General features: G+C 73.1%; 10 protein-coding genes. 8 read left to right on the top strand and 2 right to left on the bottom strand.

Annotation, left to right across the window (positions count from 1 at the left end; translation table 11 throughout):
* Nucleotides 1–14: 14 nt before the first annotated feature.
* Complete coding sequence (locus tag ACQP26_RS06500) at nt 15–1067, top strand: ADP-ribosylglycohydrolase family protein (protein ID WP_433495213.1); 1053 nt, start codon at nt 15–17, stop codon at nt 1065–1067.
* 12 nt (nt 1068–1079) lie between these two features.
* Here ACQP26_RS06500 and ACQP26_RS06505 read toward each other — a convergent pair whose 3' ends face one another.
* Nucleotides 1080–1688, bottom strand: coding sequence for a type II toxin-antitoxin system PemK/MazF family toxin (locus tag ACQP26_RS06505; RefSeq protein WP_433495214.1), 609 nt, complete (start codon nt 1686–1688; stop codon nt 1080–1082).
* A 182-nt stretch (nt 1689–1870) separates the two neighbouring features.
* Between ACQP26_RS06505 and ligA the strand changes: the two genes are divergently transcribed.
* The 7 genes from ligA (at nt 1871) to ACQP26_RS06540 (ending at nt 14067) form a co-directional block, all read left to right on the top strand.
* Nucleotides 1871–4024 (top strand): NAD-dependent DNA ligase LigA, encoded by a 2154-nt coding sequence (ligA, locus tag ACQP26_RS06510; RefSeq protein WP_433495215.1) that lies wholly within the window; start codon nt 1871–1873, stop codon nt 4022–4024.
* Between the two features lie 151 nt (nt 4025–4175).
* Entirely contained in the window at nt 4176–6713 is a 2538-nt protein-coding gene (locus ACQP26_RS06515) for a putative bifunctional diguanylate cyclase/phosphodiesterase (protein ID WP_433495216.1), read from the top strand.
* A gap of 105 nt (nt 6714–6818) precedes the next feature.
* Nucleotides 6819–7124, top strand: coding sequence for an Asp-tRNA(Asn)/Glu-tRNA(Gln) amidotransferase subunit GatC (gene gatC, locus ACQP26_RS06520; RefSeq protein WP_013284468.1), 306 nt, complete (start codon nt 6819–6821; stop codon nt 7122–7124).
* Complete coding sequence (gene gatA / locus ACQP26_RS06525; protein ID WP_433495217.1) at nt 7121–8608, top strand: Asp-tRNA(Asn)/Glu-tRNA(Gln) amidotransferase subunit GatA; 1488 nt, start codon at nt 7121–7123, stop codon at nt 8606–8608. Before gatC ends, gatA begins: the two co-directional genes overlap by 4 nt.
* Before the next feature lie 221 nt (nt 8609–8829).
* Nucleotides 8830–9981 (top strand): putative Ig domain-containing protein, encoded by a 1152-nt coding sequence (locus tag ACQP26_RS06530; RefSeq protein ID WP_433495218.1) that lies wholly within the window; start codon nt 8830–8832, stop codon nt 9979–9981.
* Between the two features lie 123 nt (nt 9982–10104).
* Complete coding sequence (gene gatB / locus ACQP26_RS06535; RefSeq protein ID WP_433495219.1) at nt 10105–11598, top strand: Asp-tRNA(Asn)/Glu-tRNA(Gln) amidotransferase subunit GatB; 1494 nt, start codon at nt 10105–10107, stop codon at nt 11596–11598.
* A 111-nt stretch (nt 11599–11709) separates the two neighbouring features.
* Nucleotides 11710–14067 (top strand): transketolase-like TK C-terminal-containing protein, encoded by a 2358-nt coding sequence (locus ACQP26_RS06540; RefSeq protein WP_433495220.1) that lies wholly within the window; start codon nt 11710–11712, stop codon nt 14065–14067.
* Between the two features lie 526 nt (nt 14068–14593).
* Here ACQP26_RS06540 and ACQP26_RS06545 read toward each other — a convergent pair.
* The gene (locus ACQP26_RS06545; RefSeq protein ID WP_269701626.1) at nt 14594–16207 is read right to left on the bottom strand and encodes a metallophosphoesterase family protein; all 1614 of its coding nucleotides are present in this window, start codon (nt 16205–16207) and stop codon (nt 14594–14596) included.
* Nucleotides 16208–16240: the final 33 nt, after the last annotated feature.

Consider the following 16240-nt stretch of genomic DNA (forward strand, 5'->3'; position numbering starts at 1 on the left):
TGCGCGGCGGAGGCATGATCGCCATCGTGACCGCCTCCACCGCCACCGGCCGCGCCGCCGGTTCGCTGTTCGGCCTGGCCTACGGCGACGCCCTGGGCAAGCCGACCGAGTTCCTCACCGTCACCGAGATCGTCCGGCGCTACGGCCCGGCCGGTCCGCGCGAGCTGACCGGCGACCCGGCCCTGGTCACCGACGACACCCAGATGGCGCTCGCAGTGGCGTGGGCGCTGCACGACGCGCCCGCGTACACGGCCGAGGCGGTGGAGCCGCTGCTGCGGCAGCGCTTCGTCGACTGGTCGGTCAGCCCGGAGAACAATCGCGCCCCCGGGATGACCTGCCTGCGGGCCTGCGCCGAGCTGGCCCGGGGTGCCCGCTGGCAGGAGGCCACCGTCGCCGGTTCCAAGGGCTGCGGCGCGAACATGCGCGTCACCCCGGTCGGGCTGCTCGACGTCGACCTCGACACCATGGCCGGGCTGGCCCAGCTCCAGGCCGGGCTCACCCACGGTCACCCGACCGGGCTGGCGGCCAGTGAGCTGACCGCGTACGCGGTCCGGCTGCTGCGCGACGGCGCGGCGCTGCCGGAGCTGCCCGGCCTGCTCACCGAGCGAGCCCGGGAGCAGCGCACCGTCTACCGGAACGACTGGCTCGGTGACCTGTGGCAGCGGCCCGGCGGGAGCAGCGCCGCCGAGTTCGTCACCCGGGGCTGGGACGACTGCCTGCACGTGCTCGGCCGGCTGGAGGCGGCGCTGACCCGCCCGGACGACGGTGGCGACCCGTGCCGGCTCACCGGCGAGGGGTGGATCGCCGAGGAGGCGCTCGCCACCGCGCTGCTCTGCGCGCTGCGCCACGCCGACGACCCGGTCGGCGCGTTGGCCCGGGGCGCCACCACCGCGGGTGACTCGGACTCCATCGCCGCGCTGGCCGGCGCGTTCGTCGGTGCCGCGTACGGCACGGCGGCCTGGCCCGCCGGGTGGGCCGGCCGGATCGAGTACGCCGACCAGCTCACCGCCCTCGCCGACGCGTTCGACGGGGAGGCGCCCGGCGGCGGCTCTCGCGGCCAGGGGTGACGCCGCCCGCGCTCAGCCGGTGAGGTGGCTCAGCCGGCGGACGCCACGCCACAGGTCCGGGTCGCAGGTGCCGGCCCGGTCGGCGAACGCGCCCAGCGGCACCGCGATCGGCTCGCTCACGTCGAGGTAGCTGTCGTGGTCGGCATCGGGATCCCAGCCGCGGGTCGGGATCGGCAGGTGGTCGTCCCGGTCCGACTTGTCCTGGCTGGTGATCTTCAGGACCTCGACGTCCCCGCCGTCGATTCGCAGCACCAGACAGGGGCGCACCTTCGAACCGGTCCCGTCGGCGTACGGCACGTCGGCCCACCAGATCTCCCCCGGCCGCGGCTCGTCCCGGTCCCGCCCGGCGCCCCGGGGCCTCGGCGCCGCGCCGGCGCGGTCACCCCGTGGCCCGGTGCCGGCCCGGTCACCTCGGCGTCCACCGCCGGCCCGCTCGTCGCCGCGCCCTCCGCCGGGCCGGTCGGTGCCGGTCCGGCCGCCACGCCCGGTGCCCCGCCGCCCGTCGGCCCGGCCGCGCGTGCCGGCGGCGCGTTCGGCCGCCCGGCGGCGCCAGTCGTTCCACAACCACCCGGCCGCGACGCAGGCCACGATCACCAGCGCCCAGATCACCCCGTCGCGCATCCGCCGCCCGCCTTCCGACCGTTGTCGCCCAGTACCGCCGACGCGATCGTCGCACGGCCGGGACCTGCCCGCCGGATGGCGCGGCTGGTGCCGGTTCGCCCTGCTCGGCGCGGGTGGCCGGACGGCTGTCACAGCCGACCGCTACGGTTCTCGGGTAGCACCAACACGGGAGGTCGACAGCGGTGTCCGAAGGCGGCGGCGTGTCCGAAGAAGCGGTTCCCCCAGCGGTCGACGCGGCCCAGGACGCGGCGGCGGGTGCCGAGCCGACCCCGGCGGCCCGGGAGCGGCACGCCACGCTCAGCCAGGAGCTGACCGAACACCAGTACCGCTACTACGTCCTCGACGCGCCGACAGTCACCGACGCCGAGTTCGACAAGCAGCTGCGGGAGCTGGAGGCGCTGGAGGCCGAATACCCGGCGCTGCGCACCCCCGACTCGCCCACCCAGCGGGTCGGCGGCACCTTCTCCACCGACTTCACCCCGGTCGCGCACGCCGAACGGATGCTCTCGCTCGACAACGCCTTCGCCGACGAGGAACTGGCCGCCTGGTCCGAGCGGGTCGAGCGGGACGCGGGCGGCCCGGTGCCCTACCTGTGCGAGCTGAAGGTCGACGGGCTCGCCATCAACCTCACCTACTCCAAGGGCCGGCTGGTGCGCGCCGCCACCCGGGGCGACGGGCGCACCGGCGAGGACGTCACCGCCAACGTGCGCAGCATCAAGGGCGTGCCGGCCCGGCTGACCCCGGCGGGCGACTTCCCCGACGTGCCGGAGTTCTTGGAGGTGCGCGGCGAGATCTACTTCCCGGTGGCCGCGTTCGCCGACCTGAACGCGAGCCTGGTCGAGCAGGGCAAGGCGCCGTTCGCCAACCCGCGCAACGCCGCCGCCGGCAGCCTGCGGCAGAAGGACCCCCGGGTGACCGCCTCCCGCCCGCTGCGCCTGGTCGTGCACGGCATCGGCGCGCGCACCGGGTTCCGGCCGGCCGCCCAGTCCGAGTCGTACGCCGCGCTCAAGGCGTGGGGGCTGCCCACCAGCGACCGGTGGCGGGTGGTGGACGACCTGGCCGGTGTCGCTGACTACATCGCCTACTACGGCAAGCACCGGCACGACGTCGAGCACGAGATCGACGGCGTGGTGGTCAAGGTCGACCCGGTCTCCATCCAGGGTCGCCTCGGCTCGACCAGCCGCGCGCCCCGCTGGGCGATCGCCTTCAAATACCCGCCCGAGGAGGTGAACACCAAGCTGCTCGACATCGACGTCAACGTCGGGCGCACCGGCCGGGTCACCCCGTTCGCCGTCCTCGAACCGGTCCGGGTGGCCGGATCCACAGTCGCGCTGGCGACCCTGCACAACGCCCGCGAGGTCGAGCGCAAGGGTGTGCTCATCGGCGACACGGTGGTGCTGCGCAAGGCCGGCGACGTGATCCCCGAGGTGCTCGGCCCGGTGGTCGAGCTGCGCCCGGCCGACGCCCGCCCGTTCGTCATGCCGACCACCTGCCCGGCCTGCGGCACTCCGCTCGCGCCGGCCAAGGAGAGCGACGTCGACATCCGCTGTCCCAACGGGCGTGCCTGCCCCGGTCAGATCCGTGAGCGGGTCTTCTACCTGGCCAGCCGTAAAGTGCTCGACATCGAGGTGCTCGGCGAGAAGGGCGCGGCGGCGCTGCTGGACGCCCAGATCATCACCAACGAGGGCGACCTGTTCCAGCTCGACGCCGAGCAGCTGAGCCGGTCGCCGTTCTTCGTCAACAAGGACGGCAGCCTGGGCAGCAACGCCACCAAGCTGCTCGACAACCTCGCCGAGGCCAAGGAACGCGACCTGTGGCGCGTCCTGGTGGCGTTGTCCATCCGGCACGTCGGCCCGACCGCCGCCCAGGCGCTCGCCCGGCACTTCCGGTCGGTCGCCGCGATCGAGGCCGCCGGTGAGGAGGAGCTGTCCTCGGTGGACGGCGTCGGCCCGACCATCGCCGCCAGCGTGAAGGAGTGGTTCGCCGTCGACTGGCACCGCGACGTGGTGCGCAAGTGGGCCGAGGCGGGCGTCCGGATGGCCGAGGAGGCCGCCGACGAGGGGCCGCGACCGCTCGACGGCGTCACGGTCGTGGTCACCGGCACGCTCAGCGGGTTCAGCCGCGACCAGGCGGCCGAGGCGATCCAGGCCCGGGGCGGCAAGGTGACCGGCTCGGTCTCCAAGAAGACCGGTTTCGTGGTGGTCGGCGACAATCCCGGATCCAAGGCCGACAAGGCCGCCACCCTGAAACTGCCCATCCTCGACGAGGACGGATTCCGCGTGCTGCTCGACTCCGGCCCGGAGGCGGCTCGCGAGGTGGCCCGGGTGGAGGACTGACAGGCTGGTCACAGCTTTCGTCCGGCGGATACCAAGTTAATTACGACTCCGGCCGATTCGTGACTGTCGTGTCGGGGAAATCGCCTCGGAGGGCGTTTCATTGGCGTACGACGCGTGACGGCGCGCGCCAGGACGTTCCCCGGGAGGTGCGATGGAGACCGGCGACCCGCGTAACTCCGTCCCGCCCGGGCGGAGCGGGCCGTTCTTCGGCTTCGTCACCGCGATCGGCGCGGTCGCCCTGGCGGTCTCGGCCGGGCCGCTCGTCGCGCTCGCCGACAGGTGGAGCGAGCTGCCGGCCGCGTTCTGGACCATGGCGGTCCTCGCCGTCGCCTGCGACGCCCGCCCGTTCGTCCCGCCCGGCCGCCGGCAGACGTCGGCGGTGTTCCCGTCGACCTGCTTCACCTTCGCCATCCTGCTCGGCTGGGGCTTCGGCCCGGCCGTCGCGGTGCAGGCCGTCGCGGTCGCGGTGAGCGGCTGGCGACTCGGGTACGCCCCGTGGCGCACCGGCTTCAACGCGGCCCAGTACGCGTGTGCGCTCGCCGCCGCGTACGCGGTCAGCCGCCTCGGCCCGGGCGAGCTTTTCGACGGCGACCGGCTGCACTGGACGGACGTCGCGGCGGTGGGCGGCGCGACGCTCGCCTGGTTCGTGGTCAACTACGGGCTGGTCAGCTCCGCCGTCCGGCTGCGTTTCGGCGACCGGTGGTGGCCGAGCGTCCGCAGCGGCCTCGCCTACGAGCTGCTGTCCACCGGTTCGCTGCTGCTGCTCGCGCCGGTGCTGGTGGCCGCGGCCCGGGCCAGCGCGGCACTGATCCCGCTGGTGCTGGTGCCGCTGTTCGCCGTCTACCGGATGGCCCGGCTCTCCGACGAACGGGAACAGCTCGCCGACCTGGACCCGCTCACCGGGCTGCCCAACCGCAAGGCGCTGCTTACCGAGGTGGCCGAGCAGGTGCACCTGCACGGCGAGCGGGCCGCCCGGGGCGCGCCGGACGCGCACCTGGCGCTGTTGCTGCTCGACCTCGACCGGTTCAAGCACGTCAACGACGCGCTCGGGCACGCGGTGGGGGATCGCCTGCTGGTCGAGGTGAGCGCCCGGCTGATGGGCGCGGTCGACGGCGGCGACCTGGTGGCGCGGCTCGGCGGCGACGAGTTCGCCATCGTCGTACCCCGGCTCACCGACATCGACCAGGCCCGCGAGCGGGCCGACCGGGTGGTCGCCGCGCTCGCCGAGCCGGTGCCCCTGGACGGGCTGCCGCTGGACGTGGGCGGCGCCATCGGCATCGCCCTCTACCCCGACCACGGCGAGGATTTCGCCACTCTGATGCGTCACGCCGACGTGGCCATGTACGACGCGAAGCACCGCAACGACACCGTGGCCGTCTACGCGCCGGAGTCCGACCACAACTCGGCCGAGCGGCTGAGCCTGCTGGCCGACCTGCGCCGGGTGCTGGAGTCCGGCCCGTCCGCGCAGGGCGGGGAGACGGTGGGCGTACGCGGGGGTGACGGCGCCGCGCTGGAGCCCGCGCTGCCGGTCCGGGCCGACCGCCCGGCCCGCAACCAGCGCCCGGCGCGCGACGGCGGCCGGCGGTCCGGCGACGGGCCGAACCGGTGGCTGCGGCGCCGCCGGGACCGGACCGAGGAGCGGCACGACGACCTGATCGAGCGGATCCTCACCGGCGCCGACCCGATCCGCCGCCGGGCCGCCCACGCCGGGGCCGGACCGGTCGCGGGCCCGCTCGTGGTCGGCGAGGCGGAGTTCACGCCGACTACCGGGACCGCCGACGGGGACGTCACCCACGACACCGAGGCGGCTGTGAGCACCGGCGCGCCGGGCGTCATCGGGCCGACCGCCGACGGGAACTCCACGGCGGCCGGGCCGGACGACCAGGCCGGGCACCCGGGCGAGATCACCATGTACTACCAGCCGCAGATCGCCATCGCGACCGGCGAGGTGGTGGGCGTCGAGGCGCTGCTGCGCTGGCGGCACCCGCGCCGGGGCATGGTCGACCCGGGCGAGCTGATCCAGGTCGCCGAGCAGAGCGCGGTGATGCGGCTGCTCACCCGCCGCGTGGTGGACGACGTGGTGGAGCAGCTCGCGAAGTGGTCGGCGGCCGGGCTGGCGCTGCGGGCCGCGCTCAACGTCAGCGTCCGTGACCTGCACACCGGCGAGATCGCCGACCAGATCGCCGACCGGTTGGCCCGGTACGGCGTGCCGCCGGAGCGCCTCCAGGTGGAGATCACCGAGGGCGCGCTGATGGCCGACCCGCGGCGGGTGCTCGCCAGCATCACCCAGTTGCACCGGATCGGCGTCGGCATCGCGCTGGACGACTTCGGCACCGGATACTCGTCGCTGCAGCACCTGCGCCGACTGCCGCTGTCCGAGGTGAAGGTGGACCGGTCGTTCGTCCTGGGGATGGCCGACGACCCGGACGACGCGGCGATCGTCCGCTCGATGATCGAGCTGGCCGGCGCGCTCGGGCTGCGGGTGGTGGCCGAGGGCGTGGAGGACGAGCGCACCTGGCGGCTGCTGCACGCGGCCGGGTGCGACGTGGCGCAGGGCTGGTTCCACGCCCGGCCGATGCCGGCCGAGGACCTGGTGGCCTGGCTGTCCCGCTACCGTCCGGTGCGCCCGGCGGAGGCGGGGAGCCGCAGCGGTCCGGCGCCGGAGGGGGAGTCGAAGGCGTCGTCGTGACGGCGGGACAATAGACTCGCTCCGGTCACCGCGCGTCATCGAGTACGCCCGTACGCGCGGGCGGCCCACCGCAGACGTCTCAGGACAGCCACGAAGGGGGCACTGATGGCCGCCATCTCCCGCGAGGAGGTCGCGCACCTCGCGCGACTGTCGCGGCTCGCCGTCACGGAGGAGGAGCTGGACACCTTCGCCGGCCAGCTGGACGTGATCCTCCAGTCGGTCGCGCAGGTCGGCGAGGTCGCCGCGGCGGACATCCCGCCGACGTCCCACTCCGTGCCGCTGACGAACGTGCTCCGCGAGGACGTGGTGCGGCCGGGCCTGACCCCGCAGGAGGCGCTGTCGGGCGCCCCCGACGCCGAGGAGCAGCGGTTCCGCGTCCCGCGGATCCTGGACGAGGATGTGGCCTCATGAGCGAGCGTACGAGCGACCTGACCAAGCTGAGTGCCGTGGAGATCGCCGGGCTGGTGGCGAGCGGCGAGACCTCCGCGGTCGAGGTCGCCCAGGCCCACCTGGACCGGATCGGCGCCGTCGACGACCGGGTGCACGCGTTCCTGCACGTCGACACCGAGGGGGCGCTGGCCGCCGCACGCGCGGTGGACGAGCGCCGCGCCGCCGGTGAGGAACTGGGCCCGCTCGCCGGTGTGCCGGTCGCGGTGAAGGACGTGCTCACCACCAAGGGCGTACCGACCACCGTCGGGTCGAAGATCCTGGAGGGCTGGCGCCCGCCGTACGACTCGACGATCGTCGAGCGGCTGCGCGCCGCCGGCACGGTGATGCTCGGCAAGACGAACATGGACGAGTTCGCGATGGGCTCCTCCACCGAATACTCGGCGTACGGGCCGACCCGGAACCCGTGGGATCTGGAGCGGATCCCGGGCGGCTCCGGCGGCGGCAGCGCGGCGGCCCTGGCCGCGTACGAGGCGCCGCTGTCGATCGGCTCGGACACCGGCGGCTCGATCCGCCAGCCCGGCGCGGTGACCGGCACGGTCGGCGCGAAGCCCACCTACGGCGGCACCTCCCGCTACGGCCTCGTCGCGTTCTCCTCGTCGCTGGACACGCCCGGCCCGTGCGCGCGTACCGTGCTCGACGCCGCGTTGCTGCATGAGGTGATCGGCGGTCACGACCCGCGCGACTCCACCTCGATCCCGGCCCCGGTGCCGGACGTGGTGGCCGCGGCGCGGCTCGGCGCCACCGGCGACCTGACCGGCGTCAAGCTTGGCGTGGTCACCGAGTTCACCGGCGAGGGCGCGGAGCCGGGCGTGATGGCCGCGTTCCGCGAGTCGGTCGAGGCGCTGGCGAAGCTGGGCGCGGAGATCGTCGAGATCTCCTGCCCGCACTTCAAGTACGCGCTGCCGGCCTACTACCTGATCGCGCCGAGCGAGTGCTCCTCCAACCTGGCCCGGTTCGACGGCGTCCGGTTCGGCCTGCGGGTCGGCGACGACGGCAACCGGTCGTTGGAAGAGGTCATGTCGCTGACCCGCGAGGCCGGCTTCGGCCCCGAGGTCAAGCGGCGCATCATGATCGGCACGTACGCCCTCTCGTCGGGCTACTACGACGCCTACTACGCCCAGGCGCAGAAGGTCCGCACCCTGATCACGCGGGACTTCACCAGCGCGTTCGAGCAGGTCGACGCGCTGATCTCGCCTACTACGCCGTTCGTGGCGTTCCCGATCGGGTCGCGCACCGCCGACCCGTACCAGATGTACCTGGCCGACCTGTTCACCATTCCGACGAACCTGTACGGCGGCCCGGCCATCTCGGTGCCGTGCGGTCTGTCCGACGGGCTCCCGGTCGGCTTCCAGATCATGGCGCCGACCATGGCCGACGACCGGATGTACCGGGTCGCGGCCGCGCTGGAGAACGCCGTCGGCACGCTCACCCCGCCGACGATCTGAGCTGACGGGACTCTCACGCGCCCGGTGCGGTCACCACGACCGCGCCGGGCGCGTCTGTCGTCGCGGCGACACGGTGATCACCGATCAGTGGATTGTCCGGGGCCGCTGGCACTGGTCGAATAAACTCCGAGTCTGCTGGATCGACTGGACTGTGACCCGCTGGCGGACGCGAGCGGTTCCGACCGAGAGCTGGATGTGCGATGGGGACACTTCGCCCGGTCATGGCCCTGACGATGGTGGTCGCGCTGCTGCTGGGCGCCGGGCAACCGGCCACCGCGCAACCGGCCACCGTCGCCACCGAGACCGTCACCATCACCTCGGGCAAGCCCCGGTCGGTCATGGTCATCGGGCAGGTCTATGCGATCCACACTGTCGAGGCGACTGGCGGCACGGCGCCGTACCGGTTGTCGGTGGCGTCGGGCAGTCTGCCGCCGGGGATGCTCGTGGTGGGGACGTCGCTCGGTGGCGCGCCGACGACGCCCGGGACGTACACGTTCACGTTGCGGATGACCGACCAGAACGACCTCTTCGGCGAGCAGACGGCGACCATCGAGGTACGCGAACCGACTGTCGTCATCACGTCGGGCAAGCCCCGGTCGCCCATGTACCTCGGCCGGGTGTACGCGATCCACACCGTCGAGGCCACAGGTGGCACCGCGCCGTACCGGTTGTCGGTGACCTCGGGCAGTCTGCCGCCGGGGATGCTCGTGGTGGGGACGTCGCTCGGTGGCGCGCCGACGACGCCTGGCACGTACACGTTCACGTTGCGGATGACCGACAAGAACGACCGCTTCGACGAGCAGAACGCCACAGTCGTCGTCGCCGAGGCCGCGACCGCGTTCACCTCCGGCGATCCGCCCGCCGCCACGGTCGGCAAGCGCTACTCCTTCCGGTTCACCGCCGCCGGTGACTCGGACATCGTGTTCGCCCTGGCCACCGGGGCACTGCCGGACGGCCTCACCCTCGACGAGGAGGGCAAGCTCAGCGGCACCCCGAGCAAGGCCGGTACGTTCGCCTTCACCGTCGCGGCGAAGGGATACAGCACCAGCGCCACGAAGCAGGTCTCGCTGACAGTCGCCGCCCGGAATCCGGGCACCCCGACGGCGTCCCCGACCTGGTCGACGCCCGCCCCGGCCGACCCGACTGCTACGCCGACCGCGAGCGATCCGACCGCCACGCCGTCGGAGAGCAGCCTCCCCGCGACGCCCCAGCCGACAACCTCGCCGTCGAAGGTCAGCGGCGCCTGGCTGCCGATCACCGGACCGGGCTCGCCGCTCGTGCTGCTGCTGTTGAGCATCGTGGCCTTCTCCATCGGCGGCATCCTGCTCGTGCTGGCGTACAACCGTCGCCGGACCTTCACCACACCCGAGTGACGCCCGGCCCGGGTCAGGTCGTCGTGGCGGGCCTGGCGCGGCGATCTCGAAGCCCGGCAGCGGGGTGATCGGGTCAGCCGATTAGGCTGGAACGGTTCTGTCCGGATCGCGCCTGGAGCTCAGATGACGACGACACTGCCCGCGTACGACGAGGTCGTCGCGCGCTTCGAACCGGTGATCGGCCTGGAGACCCACGTCGAGCTGGGCACGAACACCAAGATGTGGTGCGGCTGCCCGACCGACTTCGGTGGCGAGCCGAACACCCGGGTCTGCCCGGTCTGCCTCGGCCTGCCCGGTTCGCTGCCGGTGGCGAACAAGGCCGCCATCGAGGCGACCATCCGGATCGGGCTGGCGCTGAACTGCTCGATCGCGCAGTGGTGCCGCTTCGCCCGGAAGAACTACTTCTACCCGGACATGCCGAAGAACTTCCAGATCAGCCAGTACGACGAGCCGCTGTGCTTCGACGGCTACCTGGACGTCGAGGTGAACGGCGAACTGGTGCGCATCGGCATCGAGCGGGTGCACCTGGAGGAGGACACCGGCAAGACGCTGCACGTCGGCGGCGCCACCGGTCGCATCCACGGCGCCACCGAGTCGCTCGTCGACTACAACCGGGCCGGCATCCCGCTCGTCGAGATCGTCACCAAGCCGATCCCGGGCACCGGCGCGCTCGCGCCCGAGGTCGCCCGCGCGTACGTCGCCGAGCTGCGTGACGTGATCCGCTCGCTCGGCGTCTCCGACGTGCGGATGGAGGAGGGCTCGCTGCGCTGCGACGTCAACACGTCGCTGAACCGGCCGGGAGAGGAGTGGGGCACCCGCACCGAGACGAAGAACGTCAACTCGCTGCGCTCGGTCGAGCGGGCGGTCCGCTCGGAGATGCTGCGCCAGGCGTCGGTGCTCGAGGCCGGTGGCCGGATCACCCAGGAGACCCGGCACTTCCACGAGGACACCGGCGACACCACGTCGGGCCGGTCCAAGGAGACCGCCACCGACTACCGGTACTTCCCGGAGCCGGACCTGGTGCCGCTCGCCCCGGACACGGCGTGGGTGGCCGAGCTGAAGGCCACCCTGCCGGAGCTGCCGCGCCTGCGTCGCAAGCGGATCCAGCAGGACTGGGGCCTGTCCGATCTCGACATGCAGTCCGTGGTGAACGCGGGCGCGGTCGAGCTGATCGAGGCGACTGTGGCCGCCGGCGCCACCCCGGCGGCCGCCCGGAAGTGGTGGCTGGGTGAGCTGTCCCGCCGCGCCAACGAGACCGGCGTGGAGCTGGCCGACGTGGGCGCGACCCCGGCTCAGGTCGCTGAGCTGCAGGGCCTTGTCGACACGGGCAAGCTCAACGACAAGCTGGCCCGTACCGTGCTGGAGGGCGTGGTCGCCGGCGAGGGCTCGCCGACCGAGATCATGACCAACCGCAACCTGGAGGTCGTCTCGGACACCGGTGCGCTCACCGCCGCCGTGGACGAGGCGATCGCCGCCAACCCGGACGTCGCCGACAAGGTCCGCAGCGGCAAGGTCGCGGCGGCCGGCGCGCTCGTCGGCGCGGTCATGAAGACCACCCGTGGTCAGGCGGACGCGAAGACCGTCCGCGAGCTGATCCTGGCGCGCCTCGGCGCCTGACGTGCGTAAGGAAGGGCCCCTTCTTAACGCCTGGTGCATGGGAAGGGGCCCTTCCTAACGCCTCGCCACCCCCGGACAGGGCGTCAACGGCGACGCCCGGATGGAGTCACCGTGAACCAGCACGACCTCGACGTCCTCGACGAGATCCAGCGCCGGGTGCTCTGGCTCGCCACCCGCATCGTCGACGCGGCCAACCACGACCGCGACACCGGTGACGGGGTGAAGGTCGGCGGCCACCAGGCGTCCAGCGCCTCCCTGGTCACCGCGATGACAGCGCTCTGGTTCCACCACCTGGACGCCGAGGACCGGGTCGCGGTGAAGCCGCACGCCTCGCCGGTGTTCCACGCGATCCAGTACCTGCTCGGCAACCTCGACAAGTCGTACCTGCCGAAGCTGCGGGCGCGCGGCGGGCTCCAGTCGTACCCGTCGCGCACCAAGGACCCGGACGAGGTGGACTTCTCCACCGGCTCGGTCGGCCTGGGCGCCGCCGCGCCGCTGTTCGCCGCCGTCACCCGCCGCTACGTCGACGCCCACTTCGGCGCGCGCCCGCACTCCCGGTTCGTCGCCATCATCGGCGACGCCGAGCTGGACGAGGGCAATATCTGGGAGGCGGTCGCCGACCCGGCCACCACCGGACTCGGCAACGTGATGTGGCTCGTCGACTTCAACCGCCAGTCGCTGGACCGGGTCGTCCCCGGCATCCGGATCAACCAGTGGCGCGGCCAGTTCGAGGCGGCCGGCTGGCACGTCGTGGAGGTCAAGTACGGCCGTCGGCTCGCCGAGGCGTACGCCCGGCCGGGCGGCGCGGCGCTGCGCGACTGGATCGACCGGATGCCCAACGAGCAGTACCAGTCGCTGTTCGGGCTGGCCGGGCCGGCGCTGCGCAAGCAGTTCCTGGACGGCGCGCCGGCCGAGGTCGCCGCGTTCGTCGCCGACATCGGCGACGACGAGCTGGGTCCGCTCGTCACGGACCTGGGCGGGCACGACGCGCAGGCGATGCTCGACGCGTACGCCCAGTGCGACGCGGTCACCGACCGGCCCAGCGTCGTGTTCGCGTACACGGTCAAGGGTTGGGGCCTGCCGATCGCCGGCAACCCCCGCAACCACTCGGCGCTGCTCACCACCGAGCAGGTCGACGCGCTGCGCGCCGCGCAGGGCCTCACCGCCGAGACCGAGTGGGACCGCCTCGACCCGGCGTCCCCGGCCGGCATCCGGGCCGGCGAGCGCCGGGAGGCGCTGTCCCGCGCGCCGCGCGAGCGGGCGCTGGGCGTCACCGTTCCGGAAACCACGAGGGTACGCGCGAACAAGCCCGTCTCCACCCAGGAGGTCTTCGGGCGGGTGCTGGTCGACCTGGCCCGCGATCCGCAGGTCGCGCCCTACCTGGTGACCACCGCGCCGGACGTGGCCACCTCGACCAACCTGGCCGGGTTCATCAACAAGACCGGCGTCTTCGCCCCGACCGAGCAGCGTTCCTGGACCGAGGACCGGATGCTGCGCTGGACCGAGAGCCCCGCCGGGCAGCACATCGAGCTGGGCATCTCGGAGATGAACCTGTTCCTGCTGCTGGGCCAGCTCGGCCTGTCGTGGGACCTGTCCGGCCAGCCGCTGCTGCCGGTGGGCACCGTCTACGACCCGTTCGTGCTGCGCGGTCTCGACGCGTTCCTCTACGGCACGTACTCCGGTTCCCGATTTGTGGTGGCCGGCACCCCGTCCGGCATCACGCTGGCGCCCGAGGGCGGCGCGCACCAGTCCACCATCACCGCCTCGGTCGGCTTGGAGTTGCCCGGGGTGACGTTCCTGGAGCCCGCGTACGCCGGCAGCCTCGACTGGCTGCTCTGCGACGCGCTCGGCCAGATCGCCGGTGGCGCCGCGCCGGCCGCCACCGCCGCGCCGGCCGAGGACGGGGCGTACTACTTCCGGCTGAGCACCCGGCCGATCGACCAGGCGCCGTTCGAGGCCGCGCGTACGCGTCTCGGCGACGCGGTGCTGCGGCGGCAGGTGGTGGCCGGCGCGTACCGGCTCGTGGACGCGCACCAGGCGTACCCCGATCTGGCTGACGCCCCGGTCGTGCAGCTCGCCGCCTCCGGCGCGGTGCTGCCGGAGGTGCTCGCGGCCGCCGCGGAGCTGGCGGAGGAGGGCGTGGCCGCGCACGTGGTGGACGTGACCAGCCTGGACCGCCTCTACCGGGCGTGGCAGCGGACGCTGCGCCAGGGCGTGCGGACCGCGACCGTGCCGAGCGTGCCGGGCGCGCTGCGGTCGGCGTTCGCCGATCGGGTGCCGGTGGTCACCGTGCACGACGCGGCGTCGCACGCGATGGCCTGGCTCGGCTCGGCGGTCGGCGCCCCGGCGGTGCCGCTCGGTGTGGACGAGTTCGGCCAGTCCGGCAGCGTCCGCGAGCTGTACGAGCTGCACGACCTGCTGCCCGGCAGCATCGTCAACGCCGCGCTGGCCGCGATCGCGCTGCGCTGAGGCGCCTGCCTCGCGCTGACCGCACGCCATCCACGGGGCCGGCCGGACATCCCGGGCGGCCCCGGGTCGTCGCGGTGCAGGGCCGGCCTCCCGGCTCTCTCGGCTCTGCCGGCGGTGCCCGGCGGTGCCCGGCGGTGCCCGGGCGCTCCCGGTTCGATTCTGGGACGGCGGTCTGCGTTTTGGCGGATCCGGCCGACGCGGTAGAGGGCACTCATCACGGAAAGTAATGGACTGCTCGGTTGCGGTGAGTAACCGGCTCTGGCGGCCTCAGGGATCACCTCGCGGCCCCTTTGCTCTGCAGCCATATCCGCAGCACCGCTCTGAGCTGGGGTGGCACGGGCGCACCACCGCTCTGCACCCGCCCACGCGGCGACTCTCGGTGCCTGCTGCGCCGATGGCTGCAGAGCAAAGGCGGCGTCGGGGCAACCCGGTGCCGGGCGGCCTCGTGACGCGGAGTGACCGGGTGTTGATGCGGTAGAGCACCGGATCGACCGCGTGAGGGGAGGCGGCGAGAAAAGCGGTGCGGTCAGCTCGTGGGGGTGGGGCTCAGCGTGGTCGTACCCGGGGAGGGCGACTCGGAGGGGCCGCGGGTCGGGGTCGGGGTGACCGGCACCTGGTCGCCCTTGGCCGGGTCGCGGATGACGTGCCGCTCCAGGTTGACCTGCGACTGCCCGGTGCCGCCCACGGTGATCTCGTCGTACGCCTGGAGCAGCTTCTGCTGGTCGAAGTAGAGCACCGTCATGGTCAACGGGGTCGGCTTCTCGCCCTCCAGGCCGCGCAGCCCGGCACCGCCGGTCGAGCCCTCCACCATCAGCGTGGTCGGCTGCTTGCCCTCCACCTGCGGCAGCTTCGACACCTGCCGGGAGTGGGTGTGCCCGGAGAGCACGAGCGGGCAGGTGCCGGAGAGCGGGCCGGCCGAGGCGGGGTCGTGGATGAGCGCGATGTCGACCTTGCGCGGCGACTTCTCGATCGTGCCGGCGAGCTGTTCGCCGGCGCCGATCACCTGGTCGGCGACGGCCGAGGTGAGGCCGCTGCCGGCCGGCGAGGTCTCCTTGTCCGGCGTGAAGCGGGGGTCGCCGATGCCGGCGATGGTCAGCCCACCCACAGTCGTGACCGAGTTGTTCAGCACGATCGCGTTCGGCTGCTGCGCCACCGCGGCGGCGGTACGCGGCGAGTCGTGGTTGCCGCGGATGAACACGTACGGCTTCTTGAGCAGGCCGATCGAGCCGACGAACGAGGCCTCCGGCTCGCTGCCCCAGTCGGTCATGTCGCCGGTGTCGACCACCACGTCGATGCCGAACTGTTCGACCACGGTGCGGATCAGCTGCCAGCCGGTCGGGTTGAGGTGGATGTCCGACACGTGCAGCACCCGGGTGGTGCCCGGCGACGGCTGCACCACGGGCAGGGCGGAGACCGTGGTGTAGAGCTTGCTGACGTTGCCGACCAGTCGCTGGAGCTGCTCGGCGTACTTGGTGTAGTCGTTCGCGATCCGGCGCGCGTCACCGACGATCGCCGGCGCGTTGACCAGCAGGCCCTCGTACCGTGGCTCCTCGATCGCCTGCGGGCGCAACGTGCTCGCGGCCACCCCGAGGCTGCCGGCGGTCACGACCAGCGCCAGACCGCCGGCCCAGGCGGTACGACGGACGTCCCGGAAGACCAGCGCGGCCAGCAGCAGCGTGGCCAGCACGGCCGAGGCGAGCGTACGCAGCCCGAGCCGCATCACGCCGTCGCGGACGTCCTGGACGGCCGACTGGCTGGCCCGGCTGATGCTGGCCGGGTCGTCGATGAGCGCCTCGGTGCGCCCCTGGTCCAGCGAGCCCACCTCGACGGTGAGGTACGCCGGGCCGTCGTGGCTGTCCAGCAGCAGCGCGCCCAGCGGCGGGATGTCGACGGTGGTGCCGCCGGACAGCGACGGGCTGAGCTTCAACTCGGCCCGGAACGGGCCGATGTCGGTGCCGACGTGGCCGCCCGCGTACGTGCCGATCACGATGCCACCGAGCGTGACCGCGAACAGAGCAAGCACGACACCCAGCCGGCGCAGCCGGTGACCGGGCCGCCACGCCGCCAGGCGGCGGGCGCGCCCGCGCTCCGGAGACGTCTCGTCCCCGGTGCGGTGCTGTTCGTTCTCGTGGCCGTCCATGCTGAGATTCTGACCTGCCCCTTGAGCGATCTT

The sequence above is a fragment of the Micromonospora sp. CA-248089 genome (genome assembly GCF_050948515.1).
In the GTDB taxonomy this organism is placed as follows: Bacteria; Actinomycetota; Actinomycetes; order Mycobacteriales; family Micromonosporaceae; genus Micromonospora.